General features: G+C 37.4%; 20 protein-coding genes. 7 read left to right on the top strand and 13 right to left on the bottom strand.

Annotation, left to right across the window (positions count from 1 at the left end; genetic code table 11):
* Positions 1-120 precede the first annotated feature (120 nt).
* Positions 121-1,854: a DUF4091 domain-containing protein gene (locus tag BM207_RS11535; RefSeq protein ID WP_090994427.1), complete on the top strand. Its 1,734-nt coding sequence runs from the start codon at positions 121-123 to the stop codon at positions 1,852-1,854.
* 70 nt (positions 1,855-1,924) lie between these two features.
* The gene (locus BM207_RS11530; RefSeq protein ID WP_090994157.1) at positions 1,925-2,239 is read left to right on the top strand and encodes a DUF3467 domain-containing protein; all 315 of its coding nucleotides are present in this window, start codon (positions 1,925-1,927) and stop codon (positions 2,237-2,239) included.
* A 4-nt stretch (positions 2,240-2,243) separates the two neighbouring features.
* On the opposite strand, the gene miaA is transcribed toward BM207_RS11530, so the two are convergent.
* The gene (miaA, locus tag BM207_RS11525; RefSeq protein ID WP_090994155.1) at positions 2,244-3,161 is read right to left on the bottom strand and encodes a tRNA (adenosine(37)-N6)-dimethylallyltransferase MiaA; all 918 of its coding nucleotides are present in this window, start codon (positions 3,159-3,161) and stop codon (positions 2,244-2,246) included.
* 9 nt (positions 3,162-3,170) lie between these two features.
* Positions 3,171-3,824, bottom strand: coding sequence for an IS1096 element passenger TnpR family protein (locus BM207_RS11520; protein WP_090994153.1), 654 nt, complete (start codon positions 3,822-3,824; stop codon positions 3,171-3,173).
* Positions 3,825-4,031: 207 nt separating this feature from the next.
* Here BM207_RS11520 and BM207_RS11515 point away from each other — a divergent pair, with 207 nt between their 5' ends.
* Positions 4,032-4,520 (top strand): hypothetical protein, encoded by a 489-nt coding sequence (locus tag BM207_RS11515; protein ID WP_090994151.1) that lies wholly within the window; start codon positions 4,032-4,034, stop codon positions 4,518-4,520.
* A gap of 42 nt (positions 4,521-4,562) precedes the next feature.
* Here the strand turns inward: BM207_RS11515 and BM207_RS11510 are convergent, their stop codons facing one another.
* Both BM207_RS11510 and BM207_RS11505 read right to left on the bottom strand, forming a co-directional pair.
* Positions 4,563-5,978, bottom strand: coding sequence for a CCA tRNA nucleotidyltransferase (locus BM207_RS11510; protein WP_090994149.1), 1,416 nt, complete (start codon positions 5,976-5,978; stop codon positions 4,563-4,565).
* A gap of 11 nt (positions 5,979-5,989) precedes the next feature.
* Positions 5,990-6,556, bottom strand: coding sequence for an L-threonylcarbamoyladenylate synthase (locus BM207_RS11505; RefSeq protein WP_090994147.1), 567 nt, complete (start codon positions 6,554-6,556; stop codon positions 5,990-5,992).
* A gap of 105 nt (positions 6,557-6,661) precedes the next feature.
* Between BM207_RS11505 and BM207_RS11500 the strand changes: the two genes are divergently transcribed.
* Positions 6,662-7,213 (top strand): DUF4136 domain-containing protein, encoded by a 552-nt coding sequence (locus BM207_RS11500; RefSeq protein WP_090994145.1) that lies wholly within the window; start codon positions 6,662-6,664, stop codon positions 7,211-7,213.
* Between the two features lie 26 nt (positions 7,214-7,239).
* Here BM207_RS11500 and BM207_RS11495 read toward each other — a convergent pair whose 3' ends face one another.
* From BM207_RS11495 to BM207_RS11485, 3 genes are read right to left on the bottom strand one after another with little or no spacing between them, the layout of a single operon-like run.
* On the bottom strand, positions 7,240-8,031 hold the full coding sequence (locus BM207_RS11495; RefSeq protein ID WP_090994144.1) for a DUF5672 family protein: 792 nt from the start codon (positions 8,029-8,031) through the stop codon (positions 7,240-7,242).
* Positions 8,028-9,242, bottom strand: coding sequence for a glycosyltransferase family 4 protein (locus tag BM207_RS11490; RefSeq protein WP_245768085.1), 1,215 nt, complete (start codon positions 9,240-9,242; stop codon positions 8,028-8,030). Before BM207_RS11490 ends, BM207_RS11495 begins: the two co-directional genes overlap by 4 nt.
* Before the next feature lie 7 nt (positions 9,243-9,249).
* A complete protein-coding gene (locus tag BM207_RS11485) occupies positions 9,250-10,068 on the bottom strand; it encodes a 2,3,4,5-tetrahydropyridine-2,6-dicarboxylate N-succinyltransferase (RefSeq protein WP_177217109.1) in 819 nt (272 codons plus the stop codon).
* Positions 10,069-10,184: 116 nt separating this feature from the next.
* Between BM207_RS11485 and BM207_RS11480 the strand changes: the two genes are divergently transcribed.
* Positions 10,185-10,583 carry an RNA-binding S4 domain-containing protein gene (locus BM207_RS11480; RefSeq protein ID WP_090994141.1) on the top strand — a complete coding sequence of 133 codons (399 nt, stop codon included), beginning with the start codon at positions 10,185-10,187 and terminating at the stop codon, positions 10,581-10,583.
* Here BM207_RS11480 and BM207_RS11475 read toward each other — a convergent pair.
* The gene (locus tag BM207_RS11475; protein WP_090994139.1) at positions 10,580-11,308 is read right to left on the bottom strand and encodes an EcsC family protein; all 729 of its coding nucleotides are present in this window, start codon (positions 11,306-11,308) and stop codon (positions 10,580-10,582) included. The genes BM207_RS11480 and BM207_RS11475 overlap by 4 nt on opposite strands.
* A 125-nt stretch (positions 11,309-11,433) precedes the next feature.
* Here BM207_RS11475 and BM207_RS11470 point away from each other — a divergent pair, with 125 nt between their 5' ends.
* Positions 11,434-13,350, top strand: a complete 1,917-nt coding sequence (locus BM207_RS11470; protein WP_090994137.1) for a redoxin domain-containing protein — start codon at positions 11,434-11,436, stop codon at positions 13,348-13,350.
* A 142-nt stretch (positions 13,351-13,492) separates the two neighbouring features.
* On the opposite strand, the gene BM207_RS11465 is transcribed toward BM207_RS11470, so the two are convergent.
* The gene (locus tag BM207_RS11465) at positions 13,493-14,089 is read right to left on the bottom strand and encodes an OmpH/Skp family outer membrane protein (protein WP_090994135.1); all 597 of its coding nucleotides are present in this window, start codon (positions 14,087-14,089) and stop codon (positions 13,493-13,495) included.
* A 199-nt stretch (positions 14,090-14,288) separates the two neighbouring features.
* Between BM207_RS11465 and gyrB the strand changes: the two genes are divergently transcribed.
* Entirely contained in the window at positions 14,289-16,247 is a 1,959-nt protein-coding gene (gyrB, locus tag BM207_RS11460; RefSeq protein WP_090994133.1) for a DNA topoisomerase (ATP-hydrolyzing) subunit B, read from the top strand.
* 69 nt (positions 16,248-16,316) lie between these two features.
* On the opposite strand, the gene BM207_RS11455 is transcribed toward gyrB, so the two are convergent.
* The 4 genes from BM207_RS11455 to mdh form a co-directional block, all read right to left on the bottom strand.
* Entirely contained in the window at positions 16,317-16,850 is a 534-nt protein-coding gene (locus BM207_RS11455; RefSeq protein ID WP_090994131.1) for an SRPBCC family protein, read from the bottom strand.
* Positions 16,851-16,913: 63 nt separating this feature from the next.
* Complete coding sequence (locus BM207_RS11450) at positions 16,914-17,573, bottom strand: N-acetylmuramoyl-L-alanine amidase (protein WP_090994129.1); 660 nt, start codon at positions 17,571-17,573, stop codon at positions 16,914-16,916.
* 46 nt (positions 17,574-17,619) lie between these two features.
* Positions 17,620-18,045 carry an aspartyl protease family protein gene (locus BM207_RS11445; RefSeq protein ID WP_090994127.1) on the bottom strand — a complete coding sequence of 142 codons (426 nt, stop codon included), beginning with the start codon at positions 18,043-18,045 and terminating at the stop codon, positions 17,620-17,622.
* Complete coding sequence (mdh, locus tag BM207_RS11440) at positions 18,046-18,984, bottom strand: malate dehydrogenase (RefSeq protein WP_090994125.1); 939 nt, start codon at positions 18,982-18,984, stop codon at positions 18,046-18,048.
* Between the last annotated feature and the right edge of the window lie 61 nt (positions 18,985-19,045).

Genomic DNA, 19,045 nt, shown 5'->3' with positions numbered 1-19,045 from the left:
ATTGAATATAAAAGTCCCGATGAAAATCGGGACTTTTTTTATGTCTACAACACAAACGTTTGTGTGAAATTAGCAACTACTAATTTTTTCACCTCAGACCTAATTATTTATCTTAGGTTTATGAAATATCTATTTTTAATCCTTTCTGCTTGCATTACGCTAAATTTAAAAGCCCAAGATGTAAGTTTGGCTTTACAAAAACAGCCCAAATTAGACAATCATACTATAGCACACTTTTGGTTGGGAGCACCGAGTGGATTAAACACAAGCTTTGCATCGGCGGACCAACGTTTTGCGAAAAATTTACCCCCAAAAGTTGCCTTGCAAAAAAGTTGGTCGACTAAAGCATGGAAAGGCGAAAAAATTCATACTCAATTATTAACGTGGACAAGAGACAAGTCAGTTGCAATACGCGTGCAAATTAATGACTTGGAAGATGAACGAGGTAATTTGTTGAAAAAGGAAAATATCAGTACTGGGTTTATTAAATATGTAATCACTGATGAATTTAGAAATGGATGTGGTCATCGCAAAGCAAAAGATTTCGATTCTTCTTACGTTGCTGATCTTATCGACACTAAAACATCGTCACTTGTAATTGAGCAAAATACAACACAACCGATTTGGATAAGTATTAAAGTGCCTGAAAATACTCTTCCAGGTAATTATAAAGGCACAGTTAAAATTTCTGGAACCCAGGAAATCACTTTGCCAATACAGGTAGAAGTATTGAATAGAACCTTACCTGCACCCAGGGAATGGGCTTACGATTTAGATTTATGGCAACATCCAGCATCAATTGCTCGCGTACATAATGTGCCTTTATGGGGTAATGAACATTTTGGTTATATGAAAAGCTACTATCAGATGTTGGTCAATGCGGGGCAGAAAACAATTACCACAAGTATAGTAAATGAACCATGGGGCCATCAAACCTACGACGATTATCCGAGTTTGGTGAAATGGACGAAAAAGAAGGATGGAAGTTGGGTATATGATTATAATTTGTTCGATAAATATGTCTCATTTGTAATGGATTGCGGAATTGATCAACGAATTAATTGTTACAGCATGGTACCTTGGAAGATCGCTTTTACCTATTATGACGAAAACCTACAAAAGGAAGTGATTTTTACTGACCCTATAGGCACACCTGCCTATAATGCTTTTTGGAAAACAATGCTTACAGATTTTACCAAACATCTGAAAGAAAAGGGCTGGTTTAACAAAACGTATATAGCGATGGATGAGAGACCGATGAAAGCTATGCAAGATGTGATTAAGTTGCTGAAATCTGTAGATCAAAATTGGAAAATAGCATTGGCCGGAGATTATCACGCGGAGATTGAAGCAGATATTGACAATTATTGTATTGCTTCTAGGTGGAGTTTTCCTGCAAATGTATTACAGAAACGTAAGGAAGCTGGAAAAATTAGTACATGGTACACCTGTTGTACCGAACCATATCCTAATGGCTTTAGTTTTTCATCTCCCGCCGAATCTGTTTGGATGGGCTGGTACACCGCACATAAGAATATGGATGGATATTTGCGTTGGGCTTATAATAGTTGGACAAAAAATCCACTTATTGATACTCGTTTTACAACTTGGCCTGCTGGCGATACCTACCAAATTTATCCGGGTCCACTCAGTTCAGTTAGATTTGAAAAATTGATTGAAGGTGGTCAGGATTTTGAAAAAATTAAACAATTAAGATCGCTTTATCAACAAAATGGGCGGAGCTCAAAGTTGGCCGAATTGAATAAAGCGCTGGAGGATTTTGAGATTAAGGACTTAGCAAATATTACCGCTGATGAGATGTTAAACAAAGTAAGAAAACTGCTTAATGAATAACTTAGGCAGATCATAAGATATAATTCTAAAGATTGTAGATTATCGGCTTAATTTTTTATTTTTGATTATCATGGAAGAACAACAGAACGAAAACCAAATCAATATAGAATTATCCGAAGAAATTGCAGAAGGAATTTTCTCTAACCTGGCAATCATTACGCATTCCAACACAGAGTTCGTTGTAGATTTTATTAGAGTGATGCCTGGCATCCCTAAGGCTAAGGTAAAATCTAGAATTATTTTAACTCCCGAGCACGCAAAACGTTTAATGCATGCCATGCAAGATAATATCGAAAAATTTGAAGCAACAAATGGTAAAATAAAAATGCAGGAAGAAGCTGTCGGATTTCCCTTGAATTTTGGCGGACCCACAGCACAAGCTTAAGCAATTAGCTAATTGGTGAATTTACGAATTGATTTATATGTGCTAGAATTTTATCCGTTTCTTTCGGCTCAAACCATTTGGTATTTTCATCCCTTCTAAACCAGGTTAATTGGCGTTTGGCAAAACGGCGGGTATTTTGTTTAATCATCGCAACGGCTGATTCTAAATCTATCTTACCTGCCAGATAATCGAATAATTCGGAATAACCTACAGTATTTAACGCATTATATTGCCGATAGGGCTCAAGTGCTATAACTTCGTCAAGTAACCCATCCTTCATCATCATATCAACGCGATCATTTATTCTTTGATATACTACCGTTCTATCTGTATTTAAGCCAATCTTTAAGATGTTGAAGGGTCTTTCTTTTTTTGCAGCGGTTAAGAATGAAGATAATTTTTTGCCAGTTGATAAAACAACTTCCAGGCCTCTGATCATGCGCTGTGGATTGAATTGATCTACTTTTGCAAAATATTCTGGATCTAAAGTTCGAAGCTGGTTTTGTATATCTATAATCCCTTTGTTAGCAAATTGCTCATTAAGCTGCTCACGAATGTTTAAGTCTATCTCTGGTAGTTCATCAAGACCTTTACATATCGAATCTATATACAAGCCCGATCCGCCAACCATAATTAATACATCATACTTTTTATAGAGTTCGTCCATAAGTTTCAGCGCTTCCGACTCAAAATCTCCTGTGCTAAATAGCGTGCTAATGCTATGCGAATCTATAAAATGGTGCTTTGCGGCAGCAAGTTCTTCTTTAGAAGGTTTTGCCGTACCGATATTAATTTCCCTAAAGAATTGCCGTGAATCTGCGGAAATAATCTCCGTATGAAAATGGTTTGCCAGTTCAATGGCTAATGATGTTTTCCCAATAGCAGTAGGACCAACTATAACGATTAAATTTTTCTCCGGCATACGCCCTGATTAATAATCGTCGTCTTTGCCACTTCCAAAATCTTCTGCATAATCATCATCCCCTTCAGCAAATTCGTCTTTTTCCTCTTCCTCTTCACTTTCTTCGTCAACTTCCTCTGCATTGATTCCTCGGCCTCCCATAGCTTCTAATTCTTCCGTATCTTCAGGCACAAAATCTAGTTCATTTAAGAAATCAAATTCACTAGAGGTTGCCGTAGCAGCCGCGACAAAACCGGCCATGTTGTTTTTGTCAATTATTTTTGGCGCTTCACCAATGCTTTTTACTAAAAACGGATATTCAATGTTCGGGTCGTTTTCAAGAATGATTTTAATAAGTTCAACATGGAAATCGAAAGGACGTTCAAAGTTATAGATATAATAGAATTTCTGATGTGGATCTTCCACAAAGCTGCTAAGCTTCGATTTTCCCATTAACGTGATGCCATTGTCTATTTTGCGCTGGTTAGGTAAAAGTGCTATTTCGTCTCCCTTAATCCAATTATCTGTACTCACATAAAATGAAGACGATTTTTCTGCATCATATCCTGTTGAGCGATGAATAGCCCGGTGTAGGTCTTCGAAAGTTTGATTTGTTTTGATATCTATTTCTCTTACCACATCATCAAAATCTTCAAAAGAAATTCTAAATCTATAAATTGCCATTCGTTATGCTGTTTCTTGTTGTAAAATTAAGAAATAAAAAATAATTTTTACTGTGTAAATGCTACCATTGCTCTATTAATTGTATTAAAACCCGAATTTAATGTAAATGTTTTTTTATGCTTATTATGTTATCAAGGCATAAATGTTGCTTGTTTTCTTAAGTAGGAATACCTATTTTGCACTACACACACACAAATAAATACACAAATGAAAAATTTACAATTAACCCAAAGAGGCTTTTTTATGCCTTATGTTAGAGGTCTGATGGTCATAGCTCTTTCTACCTTTCTTTTATCAGTCAAAGCTCAATCTTCAGGCAGTGATAAAAGGATTGAATATTACAACAGTATCTTTCCTTCAGAAAACGGAAAGGTTAAGTCGATAGGCGATACTAAATTTGAATATTACAACAGTATCTTTCCTTCAGAAAACGGAAAGGTTAAGTCGATAGGCGATACTAAATTTGAATATTATAACAGTATCTTTCCTTCAGAAAATGGAAAAATTAAATCTGTTGGCGACATTAGAATAGAATACTACAATAGCATCTTTCCTTCTGAAAATGGTAAGATTAAATCAATTGGTGATGCGAAAATAACCTATTACAATAGTGTAATTAAATCAGAAAACGGTAAAATTAAGTCTATTGATGGTTATATTCCAGAAAATTTATTATTTCTTCTATATAATCAATGATAATTATGGGCAAAGACCTGATGTCATTAGGTCTTTGCCTGTTTAGTCAAGTTTATTTGCTATGGGCTTCAAACCTAATTCTTTTGCTTTTAAAAGCATAAAACTGAAGGCTTCGCTGTAATTGTTGGAAATTTCGCCTTCTAAAATAGCTTCCCGAATTGCGTTTTTTAGGATACCAACTTCTCTTCCAGCTTGTAGTCCAAATGCCTGCATAATATCATTGCCACTAACAGGAGGTTGCCAATTTCTTAACTGATCTCTTTCTTCCACATCTTTGAGTTTCTGTTTAACCAACTCAAAATTATTACGATATTTTTTAACCTTATACTCATTCTTAGTGGTTACATCGGCGTTGCACAAGATCATTAAACTTTCAATTTCGTCGCCCGCTTCAAACAATAAGCGTCTAACAGCTGAGTCTGTAACAGTTTCTTGAGCCAGGACAATTGGGCGCAAATGTAACTGCACCAACTTTTGAACATACTTCATTTTCTCATTCAAAGGAAGTTTTAATTGAGCAAAAATCTGCGGAACCATTCTTGCTCCCCTGTCTTCATGGCCATGAAATGTCCAACCATGGCCTTCTTCAAACCTCTTGGTTGCAGGTTTAGCTATGTCGTGTAAAATTGCTGCCCATCTTAACCAGAGATCATTCGTATGCTCACAGATGTTATCCAAAACCTGTAAGGTATGGTAAAAGTTATCCTTATGCCCTTTACCCTTGATAATTTCTACGCCGTAAAGCGCAGCCATCTGCGGAAAAATCAGTTGTAATAAACCTGTGTTAAATAAATGCTTAAAGCCTATGGAGGGGGTTTTAGCTAAAATGATCTTATTTAGTTCATCGGTAATTCTTTCTTTCGAAACGATATTGATTCTTTCTTTTTGCTTTTCAATTGCGGCTAATGCAACGGCGTCAATCTCAAAATTCAGCTGGGTAGCGAATCGAATTGCCCTCATCATTCGCAATGGGTCATCTGAAAAAGTGATGGACGGATCTAAAGGTGTACGAATTAATTTTTGCGCTAGGTCTGCCAACCCATTAAATGGGTCAATTATTTCACCATAATTAGCTTTGTTTAAAGATATTGCTAAAGCATTGATGGTAAAATCTCTGCGTAACTGGTCATCCGCTAAGCTACCATTCTCTACAATTGGTTTTCTGGAATCTGAACGATAGGATTCTTTTCTAGCACCCACAAATTCAATTTCTAAGTCTTCGTGCTTAAGCATGGCAGTCCCAAAATTCTTAAATACAGCAACTTTAGTTCTTAGTTTGGCGCCAACTTTCTCAGCGAAATCTATTCCATTACCAATTACCAAGATATCAATGTCTTTTGATGGACGTGCCAAAAATAGATCACGTACAAAACCTCCAATTACAAATACTTCTGTTTTCGAATGTTCAGCTAATGACGCTAGAACTTTAAATATGGGATTTTGTAGGGATTTCTTCACAATAATTAACTTTACTTTCTTATAAATTCAAATTGTCCGGTTGGCCCTAACTTTACAATAGTGGAAGGTTTTTTAACTAGCCGAAGTTCCTGGTCAATTCCTACCACATAATCAACAGCATCTAAAATGTCTTGCGAGATTTCGTCAAAGAATGAGGGAGTTGGTTGCCCAGATAAATTGGCAGATGTTGAGATTATTGGTCTGCGCAGGCGCTGAATGAGCGCCTCACAAAAGTCATGTTTCACAACTCGAATTCCAATGCTGCCGTCAATGTTGATTGCATTCTTTGCTAAATTTTTAGCTCCTTGAAAGATAATGGTCAATGGGTTTTCTGCATATTCTATTAATTCATAAGCAACATCTGGTATTTCAGTTACATAACTTTGTAGTTGATTGTCAGAAGCTAATAAAACAATAAAACTTTTATCGGCAGCTCGACCTTTAATCGCATTGATTTTTGCGACTGCGTCTTCATTTGTTGCATCGCATCCTAAACCCCAAACCGTATCGGTAGGGTATAGGATAACACCCCCCTTATTTAATACGGCTAACGCTCTAGTTATTTCTTCTTTAAGCATGACGGTAAAGTTAGCTATTTTTCATTTGCATTCGAACCGGCAAGATTGAAAAAACTAAATGGCCTAAATATTCGTTTTTAATAAAGGTTAACTAAAACACACATAATGAAAACAGTAAAAAAAATAGCAATACTTCTTCTGGTTGGAGCAGTATTTGCAGGATGTGCTACGCTACGAACCGCATCGGACTTCGACAAGCAGGTAGATTTTAGCGCTTACAAAACTTATGGATTTTACGATAAAGGCCTTGAAAAGATCAGGTTAAACAACTTAGACAAACGTAGGTTGATGGCTGCAGTGGAGACGACAATGAATGCAAAGGGCTTTACAAAATCGAGTTCACCAGATCTTTTGGTGAATTTAGTGGTGGTTGCGAAAGAAAGAGCCGATCATTACGGTCCCGGTTTTTATGGTGGCTGGGGTTGGGGATGGGGACGAGGTTGGGGCCCATTTTGGGGTGGTCCCAGTTATGTCAATTATTATCGTGAAGGAACTATCATTATTGATTTCTTAGACCCAGAGAAGAAGATCCTTATATGGCACGGAAGAGGAGCAGGTTTTAACTTAGACAGCTTTAACAAAAGAGAAGAACGCCTACAGGTGGGTGTTAACGAAATATTGGCGCAATACCCTCCCCAACCAAACACGTCAAATTAATACCGATGTAAATATTTTGCTTCGAATTACTTATTTGTGGCTATTTCTTGTAGCGTAGGAATAAATTTTCTCCAAAATTCTACGTTATGTTTCAAGGGAGCATGGCAACCAAAAGGTAAATCTTGGTTTATCATTTCATAGGCTTCGGCAGGTTCAAATTCAATAGCAAATCGCATAGCTTCAACCATTTCTGGAATGGTATAGGATGGATGAACCGTAGGGGCTATCAGCGACCAAAAAATGTCTTCATTGAATTGAGGTCCCTCGGCATGCATGTATTGGTTTAATACAGATGGGGAAATGCTGTCAAGTATTTTTAGGGCTGTGTTTACTTTGCGTAGAGACAGCCCACCATTTCCAACCTTATTATGCCGAGTGGCATATATCCTGTTTTTCCTGAACGCTAATTTCATTCGTTGGAATGCATTATACAAAATTCCCCGATTTAATTTATCAGATCTTAACCAGGGTGCCCCAATGTAGTCGTAGTTCTTTTCACACCAAGATGCAAGCTCATCTTTAAATAAAAATACATCAGCTTGATGTATTAATATGTAATCAAATAAAGCAAACGTAGTGTAAAAGCTACGAGATAATAATAACTGGTTATAACCTTTTATGCCTTCAAAGTAATGTTTACCAAACCGCTTAACTTCAAGTTTTTCAAGCATTCCAAAAGAATTGTCTATAACTAAGCCTTCTGGCGCAACCACAACTTGCTTAAAACTGCCAGTTAACTTAATCCCGTTTTCAAGAAACGAGAGTTCTAAAGGATTTGGACTTCTATATAAAGGAAAAACAACTACACAGCTTTTCATTCGTTTAATGTTTTAAGATAACAGTCCATCATTTGTTTTGTAACCACGTCTGCATTAAAACGTTGAACATATTTTAGACCTTCCTCGGCCATTAAACTACTAACTTCTTTACTTTTTATGATGGTATTTATCGCGTCTGCGAGTGCGCTACTATCGGTAGGGGTAATATACCGACTGCCAGGGCCGCCTGCTTCTTCTAAACAAGACCCCGTAGCGGCAACAACAGGAACTTTCCCGTACAACGCTTCGATTATGGGAATACCAAAACCTTCGTATTTGGAAGGATATATAAACGTACTGGCCATTTGATAGATTCCCGGCAAGTCGCTAAAGGGAATATTCTTTAAAAAGATTACTCGTTTTTGAAGGTCCAAAGCTTCAATTTTTTTTTTAATAATTTTAAGGTACGGTGTTTCTTTTCCAATCACCACTAGCGGATAAGAAGAATCGATATAGGGCAGGGCCTCAATGATAACCAAGAGATTTTTGCGTTCCTCTACAGTACCAACATTTAATAGATAATTTTGTGGAAGTTTATATTTATTACGGATAAACTCACGCTCATTCTCTCCTAATAGATTCTTAAATTGATTGTCACAGCTTTGATAAACGACATCAATTTTTGCCGGATCAATTTTATAAAAATAGATAATATCTCTTTTGGTCTGCTCGCTTATGGCAATAATTCGATCGGCGTGTTTACACGCATATCTGCTTTTGTATTTATAAATAAAGCGGTCAAAAAATTTATAATAGCGTGGTTTTACTAAAAAAATCAAGTCGTGAATGGTGACAATACTTTTTATTCCATTCTCTTTGAGACCGTATGGAATTTCGTGATTTAATCCATGATAAAGAGCAACTTTATTACGAATTAGTTCCAAAACCACGCCTACACTTCTCCAAATTGGTGAGGTACTATTTTTGGGCGGTAACTCCAGCTTCACATTATCTTTCAAAAACAATTGATGTTTTTTAAGGGCTTCAGTTATTTTTGGAGTATACACATAATATTGATTTGCTGGAAATTGAGTTGCCAAATGCTCAATTAACGAACGGCTATAGTTGCCCAGACCAGTTACGTTATTCGCTGCACGTTTACCATCATATCCGATTCGGAGCGGAGAGCTAAGAGCTGAAAGGCCGAAACTATTTTCAGGGAGCTCCGACTTCTCGCTTTCAGCTTTTAACTTTCTGCGTATTTCTTTCACCTTAAGCTTATACGGCTACATTGTTTTCTCTCAATGCATCATTAAGGGAAGTTTTTTTATCAGTTGATTCTTTGCGCTGACCGATAATTAATGCGCAAGGCACTTGAAATTCACCTGCTGGAAATTTCTTTGTATAAGAGCCGGGTATCACTACAGAACGAGCTGGGACAACACCTTTATATTCAATAGGGGTTGAACCGGTCACATCGATGATTTTAGTAGATGCTGTTAATACTACATTTGCACCTAAAACTGCTTCTCTTTCAACTTTTACCCCTTCTACAACAATCGCTCTTGAACCAATGAAACAATCGTCTTCAATAATAACGGGCGCAGCTTGCACAGGCTCCAAAACCCCACCAATGCCCACACCACCACTTAAGTGTACACGTTTGCCAATTTGGGCGCATGACCCAACGGTAGCCCAGGTGTCAACCATTGTACCTTCGTCTACATAGGCGCCAATATTTACATAAGACGGCATCATGATTACACCTTTAGCTAAATAAGCACCGTAACGTGCGCTGGCCATTGGTACAACACGAACACCAGTAGATTTATAATCAGTTTTTAGCTCCATTTTATCATGGTAAACGAAAGGATTATTTTTAATCTCTTTCATTTCCTTAATCGGAAAATACATGATTACCGCTTTTTTAATCCATTCATTAATTCCCCAAGTATTTAAAATTGGCTCAGCAACACGTAACTCTCCTGCATCAAGTTTCTTTATAACGGCTTCAATTGCCTCACAATATTCAGTGTATCCCAACAAGGATCTGTCTTCCCAAGCAGCTTCTATTAGCTTTTTTAAATCTTCGATCATGATTTTTATAATTTTTTACAAAATAAACGATTTTTATTCAATTAAGTAACTATTTGCTTACATTTAACCAGTTCAACAATTAACCAATTAACCAAATTAACTTACTTTTGGTTTTTATGAAGGAGATTGAGAAATTAAGGATTGATAAATATCTATGGGCAATTCGCTTATTTAAAACGCGAAGTTTGGCTACTGATGCCTGTAAAGCTGGACGAGTAAAACTCAATGGACAAAACTCAAAGCCATCGGCTATTGTAAAAGTTGGTGAAATATATCAAGTTTCTAAGGGGATTGAAAAAAAGGTAATCGAAGTTGTTGAGTTACTTTACAATAGGGTAGAAGCTAAAATTGCCGTTACAAAATATAAGGATCTAACACCGGTTGAAGAAACTCACGCCTTTAAATCCATGTTTCATGCGCCGACTTTAAAGCGTGATCGAGGAGCTGGGAGGCCTACAAAAAAAGAGCGAAGAGAAACTGACGACTTGATTGGAGGAATGTTTGATGAGGCTTAAATCTTTAAGCTCTCAAATCTCATTCGATAGGCCATCATAGCCGTTTTACCTAATTTTTTTATTAATTGATAATTGGCAACAGCTCCAACTGCAGCACCAACAACTGGAAGCAATTGGGCAAGTTTTGCTAAATCGATATAATCACGATATTCTTGCTGAAAAGTCTGCCAGTCGAATTGATCGGCGCTCTCGGGTAAGACAATGAGTTTTTCGTTCCAGTTTTGCATTTGATGAAATATGTTCTGAGTTCCTGTTTTACTAGAAAATGCCAGTTGAAATATGTGTAAGATGTATAGGCGTTCTCGATAATCCCTCACATCAAAACCGTATAAAGAGGCGATTTCAAAGAGCATTTTTAACTTTATCCCAATCAAAATAGGGAAATCTGCCATACTCATTAAAAACCCTCCTGCACCGGTAATTCCTCCTTCAGCAGCGCCGGTTTTTGCATAAGAATCAATTTTCGCTTGTACCAACGATTCCCGATGCAATAAACTTAAGCTTTCATCCGGCATAGCCGAAGTGGTATAGGTTGAACCAAATAACACTGCCTTGACCATTTGTTTAATGGCAGACGTAATTGCTTTATGTACTTTAGTAGGGATATAGCTGTTTATTTTGCGCTGTACTTTGGTAGCCAGGCTGCCTAATCGGCTTGGCTTTTTCATTAATTCGAGTTTCCAGGATTGAAGTGCTAAGTTGACTTGTTGTTCGTAACTATTCATTGAAACAAATTTAGTGAAAATCATTCCGATGACCTTATCTTGTTAAAAATAAATAACTTATAAAATATTTGGTAGATTAAAAAATAAACTATATATTTAGTTTATTAAACCTAAATTCCAAGAATATGAAAAAAATTCTCTTATTCGTTATGGCGGCTTTTACTATGCTGGATTTAGCGGCTCAAAGTGTAACTTTCTCAAGTAAAAAGCCAGAAGCTGGCGCGCCACTTTCATTTACATATGATCCTACAGGAGGTAAATTGGCTATGCTGGCCAACGTAAAGTGTGTAGCCTATACTTTTGTAAACACAAAGCAAAAGGTAATAGATATTCCCCTTACCAAAGAGGGGGCGGTATATAAAGGTTCTTTTACACCTATAGATAGCACAGCTATTGCGGTAATAACTTTTGCAGCCGACGGCACAAAAGATGATAACCCAAACGGATATTATACGTTGTTTTATAAAGGAGATAGTCCTACAGCAATGGCCTATTATTGGGAAGCACAATTTTATAATGGGATGGGAAGTGCATTTGCTGGCGTGAAGGCTGATAAGGTTAAGGCTATTGCTGCGCTAGAAAAATCATTTGAACAAGATCCAGCCCTGCAATCCAAATACGTAGTGCTTTATATGAATTTGCAGTATGGATTGGATAAAGTTAAAGGAGGTAAATTGGTAAGCGATCAAATTGCCTTATTGAATAGTAGCCCCAATCCCAAAGAAGAAGATTTTATCAAAATGGCAAGCTTATATACTGTTTTAAAGCGAAAGTCATCATCAGACTCTGTATACAATCTAGTAAAGGCAAAATATCCAAAAGGTACTTATGCTTATAATATATCGGCCAACGGCATATACAATGAAAAAGACGCTGCCAAGAAGATAGAAAAGTTAGCGGCGTTCATAAAGAATTTCGACTTAAACCCGAGTAAAAAAGCCGATGCAGAAAAAATTGAAGGTTTTTATGCACAGATTGCGGGTGCCTATGCAGAAGCCAAAGACAATGCGAAATTTGAAGAATATGCTAATAAAGTAACTAGTAAAACTACTTTAGCATCGATTTATAATTCTTATGCTTGGCCAAGTGCTGAAAAGAAAGAGAATTTGGACTTTGCCAGCGCTATCTCGCAAAAATCACTAGCATTGCTTGAGCAGGCTAAAAATGATCCGGTTCCGGCTATGTATGCTTCGAAGGAAGATTATTTGAAAGGCTTAGAAAGTAATTATGGAATGTACGCAGATACATATGCACTGCTACTTCATCATTTAGGGAAAGATGCCGAAGCATTAAAATATCAGGAAATCGCAGTAAATCAAAACAATTTCACCAATGCGGAAATGAATGGGAGATATGTGACCTTTTTGGCAAAGGCGGGGCAAAATGATAAAGTCGTTACCTATGCGGAAAGATTTATCAAAGCAGGTCAGGGTACAGAGCAAATGAAAGCTGATTTAAAGTTAGGATACAAAGGGAGCCAACCGTTCGATACTTATTATGCGGCATTGGAAAAAGAAGCTTTAGAAAAGGAACACGCTAAATTTGTTAAAGAGATGATCAATATGCCAGCTCCAAAATTCAGCTTAACTAATCTTAAGGGAGAAACTGTATCTCTTGCGGCATTGAAAGGTAAGGTCGTGATCGTTGATTATTGGGCAACTTGGTGTGGACCATGCATTGCTTCATTTCCCGGTATGCAGAAAGCAGTTGATAAATACAAAAGCGACCCTAATGTAGTTTTCTTATTTGTTAACACCTGGCAAACCGAAGAAAATAGAGAAAAGGTTGTCAAAGACTGGGCAGCCGCAAACTCCAATTATACCTTTAATGTGTTGTTGGATACAAAAAACCCTAAAGATCCCAGCAAATTTGAAGTTATTGAACAGTACAAGGTTGAGGGGATTCCAACTAAATTTATTGTAGATGGAAATGGAAACATCCGGTTTAAAAAGGTGGGTTTCAGCGGCTCTGCAGATGGGACCGTAAAAGAATTGGATATGATGATTGCTTTGGCGAAAGGAAGTAAGGAAGCTACGAAATAAGTAAGAACAAATTTTATAATCACACACATAAGTCGAAAGCCAGTTTCCGTAATGGAAATTGGCTTTTCATTTTATCTAACGCAAAATAAAAGCTCCGATTTCTCGGAGCATTATTTAAAATATCATTCTTCCTAAGCACTTACTATTTTTTATCTTTCTTATAGGCTTCATTTAAGCCAACGATCACTGCACTTGTTACATCTAAACTTTCATCTGCAAACAAAATAGCGCTATTGCCTTTTGAATAAGTTAAAACCATTTTATAACCTTTGGTTTTTGCATAGCCTTTTAAATATTCAGCTACTTTATTATAAAGCACCTCTTGTTCTTTAGCTTGGTCGTTTTGCAGGGCAGCACCCGCATTTTGCTGATAAGCTTGTAATTCTTGTTGTTTACGTGCTAATCTTTGCTCTGTAGAAGCTCGCTGGTCTGCAGGCATCGTGTTTTGCTGCTGTTGATATTGTTGTACTTCACGCTGAAAAGCTTGGGATTTAGCGGCTAAATCACTTTCGGCTGCTTTACCTTTAGTTTCCATTTTTGCCTTAAGGTCTTTAAAATATTCATACTTCGTTAATAACGAATCAGAGTTAACATATACGATTTTCTCATCGGCTGCAACAGTAGTGGAAGTTGGTTTATTTGTTTCCGCCTTATTGTCTTTATTCCCGCAGGCAGTTAATACAGAAACTAATGCTATTGCAGTAGCTAAACTGCCTAATTTTAATGTAGTTGATTTCATGAAATTGCTTTTATTTTCCCCCTGTCGGAGCGTTCTGGTTTGTTAAATTTTAACAAATATAAAAATCAAATTGGAGTATCCTAAAAACAAGCGTTTTTTAATTAAATTATCTAGCTTTCAACAGTCAAATAGTTATCCACAATCTGCGTTAATTCGTGTAAAATGGTTATTTTTGATTCTTTAAGTATTAAACAAAATTATGAGCGAAGAAAAAGATTTAAAGTCAAATTATTCGGCAGATAACATACAGGTTTTAGAAGGTTTAGAGGCTGTTCGTAAGCGTCCTTCGATGTACATTGGTGATACGGGTGTGAAGGGTTTGCACCATTTGGTTTACGAAGTTGTAGATAACTCAATTGATGAGGCTTTAGCGGGTCACGCAGACACTGTTATTGTAAATATTTTAGCAGATAATTCTATTCGGGTTGAAGATAATGGTCGTGGTATTCCAACAGGAATCAACACCAAAGAAAATAAGTCGGCTTTAGAGATTGTAATGACAGTTTTGCATGCCGGTGGTAAATTTGATAAGGATACTTACAAAGTTTCTGGTGGTTTGCATGGTGTGGGGGTAAGCTGTGTGAATGCTTTATCAACCGACTTAAAAGCTGAAGTTCACCGCGAAGGCAAAATCTGGATGCAGGAATACAAAATTGGTGTTCCACAGTACGATGTAAAAGAAGTAGGTACCACCGACAAAAGAGGTACCATTGTAACTTTTACACCGGATCCTACTATTTTCACCCAAACAACAGAATATAAGTATGATACATTGGCGGCTCGTTTACGTGAGCTAGCTTATTTAAATAAGGGCATCACCTTAACGCTAACAGATGAGCGTGATCCGCAGGAAGATGGCTCTTTCTTAACTGAAACCTTCCACTCGGATGGGGGATTAAAAGAGTTTGTTCAGTTTCTGGATGGCACTAGAGCATCATTCTTGCCAGAGCCTATTTATATTGACGGTATAAAGAATGGAGTGCCGGTTGAACTGGCCTTTCAATACAATGACAGTTACTCAGAGAATGTACATTCCTATGTAAACAATATTAACACCCACGAAGGGGGAACGCATATCGCAGGTTTTAGGAGAGGCTTAACTCGGACTTTAAAAAGTTATGCAGATAAATCAGGTTTGTTAAAAAACCTTAAAATGGAAATTACCGGCGATGACTTTAGAGAGGGTCTAACCGCTGTAGTTTCTGTAAAAGTTCAAGAACCGCAGTTCGAAGGTCAGACTAAAACCAAATTAGGTAACTCTGAGGTAATGGGTGCAGTTGATGTTGCGGTAGGGGAGGCTTTGGGTGCTTATCTGGAGGAAAACCCAAAAGAAGCTAAGATGATCGTTAATAAGGTTATTTTAGCTGCTACGGCTCGCGCGGCAGCTCGTAAAGCACGTGAAATGGTGCAACGTAAAAGTGTAATGGGTGGTTCAGGTTTACCTGGAAAATTAGCCGATTGTTCTGATAGTGATCCAGAAAAATGTGAGTTGTACCTGGTAGAGGGAGACTCTGCGGGTGGTACTGCAAAGCAAGGTCGCGATCGTAACTTTCAAGCTATTCTACCCTTAAAAGGAAAAATCCTGAACGTGGAGAAAGCCATGGAGCATAAGATTTACGAAAATGATGAGATTAAAAATATGTTTACGGCTTTAGGGGTAAGTATCGGAACCCCTGAAGATGATAAAGCATTAAATCTGCAAAAGCTTCGTTATCATAAGATTGTAATCATGACGGATGCTGATATCGACGGGTCCCACATTACCACGTTAATCTTAACCTTCTTTTACCGTTACATGAGAGCATTAATCGAAGCCGGTTATGTTTATATTGCGGCTCCACCACTTTATCAAGTTAAAAAGGGTAAAGATTTTGAATACTGCTGGAATGACGCGCAACGCGATGCTGCAGTTCAGCGTTTAAAAGGTGCAGGTAAAGAGGAAAGTGTACACATTCAACGTTATAAAGGTTTGGGAGAGATGAATGCAGAGCAATTATGGGATACCACCTTAAACCCTGCCAACCGTACCTTGTTAAAAGCGACTATTGAAAATGCTGCAGAGTGTGACCATACCTTCTCTATGTTGATGGGCGACGAAGTTGCTCCCCGTAGAGAATTTATTGAACGGAATGCAAAATATGCTAAGATAGACGCTTAATAAACAGGCGCATAAAAAAACCCTTCAGATGGAATGCTGAAGGGTTTTTTTATGCGCCAATTTTGTTGCCTATTTCCCCGACTCAGATTTTTCTTTTAGGAATTTTAAACCATCTTCAAAGTCTTTTCCAATCATTCCGTCCATCATTAAGCCCATCCACTTGTTCATAGTGCCAACATTCTCTCCACTCATGGTCCAAGTAACCTTATTTCCATCGCCTTCCTTAATGATGTCAAATCGAGTATCCGATGAACTTTCAAATGGTTTAAGGAATTTTAATTCTATATCAACCATTTTGCTAGGCTCCACGCTTTTCACTTTCATGTAGCCTGAACCAGTTTTATCGCCTTCCCAGGTATACAAATGACCGGGTTGTGCAACGTCACCAGTTACAGTGGTTTTGGCTGTAGGTTCCATTTTAGCCCATGGATTCCATTTGTAAAATTCATTAAAGTCGGCGATGTTTTTGTAAATAACACTGTCCGGCGCATTAATTACAGTAGATCTGTTAACTGAATAAGTTTTTGGTAAAAAAATACCGCCTACGAAAAAAATAATCAATAGCGCGGCGATAATTCCAAGTACTACTTTTAATATCTTCATAATTTAATTTGTTTGGTTTACTTAAAGTTAAGCATAAACAAATTAAATTAACAAGCTTTATTTTTAATCAGAAGCCCCCTTTAATTTGAGATCTTTAAGATTTATCCTGATTTTTTCCATGAAAGCTACGCCTGGGTCAGTTTTTCCAGTTTGATAATTTGGATCGGTTTCCTTCCACAACTTTGTCCCTTTGAATTGATTATATTCGTAATGGCCAATTAAATGGGTGATTTCATATTTTTTACTTAAGTAACGAACCAATTGTTCATTGGCGATAAGTTGTTCCTTTGTTAAGGGGAAATCGTTGCTACCAACATTTTCTACGCCAATAGCACAATAGTTTAAGCCAATTACATGTCGAGCAAAAACATTTTCCGGCATCAGCCGATATATGCTTCCATCTCTATCTATTAAAAATTGAGAAGATACATTGAGGTTACTCGCCCCGGCAATAGCCTTGCGGCCGCCATCTAGTGTTGGTTTATTAAAAGTATTAAAGGCTGACAGCATTGTTTTTGAAGCAGTCCAATGAAGTACAATTATTTTGGGTTCTATTTCAACTGTTTTTTGGTTTATGCCATGCCTATCTTTAAGATATTGTAAAGTTAATTGGATTCGCGTAGAATCGTAAATAATTGGTTTGTCAATAATTTTGATTTCTTGTGCCGAAAGAACAAGGGGAGAGCAAAATAAGATTAAACATAAAATTTTTTGGTATCTCATACAATTTACGGTTTTACTCGCTTAGTTAATTAACCAATTTCCATAATTAAGCCTTATAAAGCCTCAACAATCTTTTCTTATAATCAATCTTGGCATTAAATTCAGTCAAAATATCGCCTCCAATAATGCCGGCTACCGGGGGGTGACCCAGCTGTAGGTAGGTGTCGGACACACTTTGTAAGTCGAGTCCTACTGCAGTATAGTTTTTTAAGGTTAGTTGCCCAATTTTCAACTTCGGAATTACACCCTGTAGCGTAGTAGAGGTACTGAAGATGGTTGCTGCCTGGGTGTCATCATTAACCGTCAGTTCTGTAATGTGTTTTTCCATTAGTCCTTTGTCAAAAACAGATCGCGATGCACCGGTATCTAATACGGCAACTAAATTTTCCCCGAAAACAACAATTTCCACCAAAAGGTGGAAACCGTCGTCTTGTAAGTTAATTAAGGTTAATGGAACGGTAATCGTTCTCATTTAAACTAATTTCATTTCAGCTAAAACATTATTCATACTACGTACTGCATCTGCACTTTTATTAAATGCTGCTTGTTCAGTTTCGTTTAATTTATAGTCAATGATTTTTTCCCATCCATTTCGTCCAACGATAACTGGAACGCCTAAACAGATATCTTGTTGACCATATTCGCCTTCTAAGGCTACACAGCAGGTAAATAGTTTTTTCTCATCACGCACAATTGCTTCAACTAATGCAGCACCTGCAGCACCTGGAGCATACCAAGCAGAAGTACCTAATAAGCCAGTTAACGTAGCGCCACCAACCATGGTATCGGCAGCTACTTTTGCCAGAGTCGCTTCATCCAGTAAGTCACTAACAGGTAAACTTTGGTAAGTTGCATAACGAGTTAATGGAATCATCGTTGTGTCACCATGGCCGCCAATTACAAATCCTTGTAAATCGTTAGAATTACAGCCTAATGCTACACTTAAATAATATTTAAAACGAGCACTATCTAAAGTTCCACCCATCCCGATGATACGATTTTTAGGTAAGCCTAACGATTTTAATGCTAAATAGGTCATGGTATCCATAGGGTTACTGATTACGATAATAATCGCTTCCGGAGAATACTTTAAAATATTTTCTGCCACACCTTTAACAATGCCTGCATTGATGCCAATTAACTCTTCACGAGTCATCCCCGGTTTACGAGGTAGGCCCGAAGTAATTACTGCTACTGCAGATCCCGCAGTTTGGCTGTAATCATTGGTTACGCCTTTAATTTTAGTATCAAAGCCTAATAAAGCAGCAGTTTGCATCATGTCAATTGCCTTACCTTCAGCAAAGCCTTCTTTAATGTCTAACAATACTAATTCTTCAGCTAATTCTTTTCTTGCAATGTTGTCTGCACAGGTGGCACCAACTGCACCAGCCCCAACTACCGTTATCTTCATTGTGTATGTGTTATAGATTTTTGGATAGAAATTATTTATGTGCCGAAGTTATCAATTTGCA

This window comes from Pedobacter insulae (genome assembly GCF_900113525.1).
GTDB lineage: Bacteria > Bacteroidota > Bacteroidia > Sphingobacteriales > Sphingobacteriaceae > Pedobacter > Pedobacter insulae.
The sequence above is the reverse complement of the archived record's forward strand: the minus strand, read 5'-3'. Positions and strand labels throughout refer to the sequence as shown.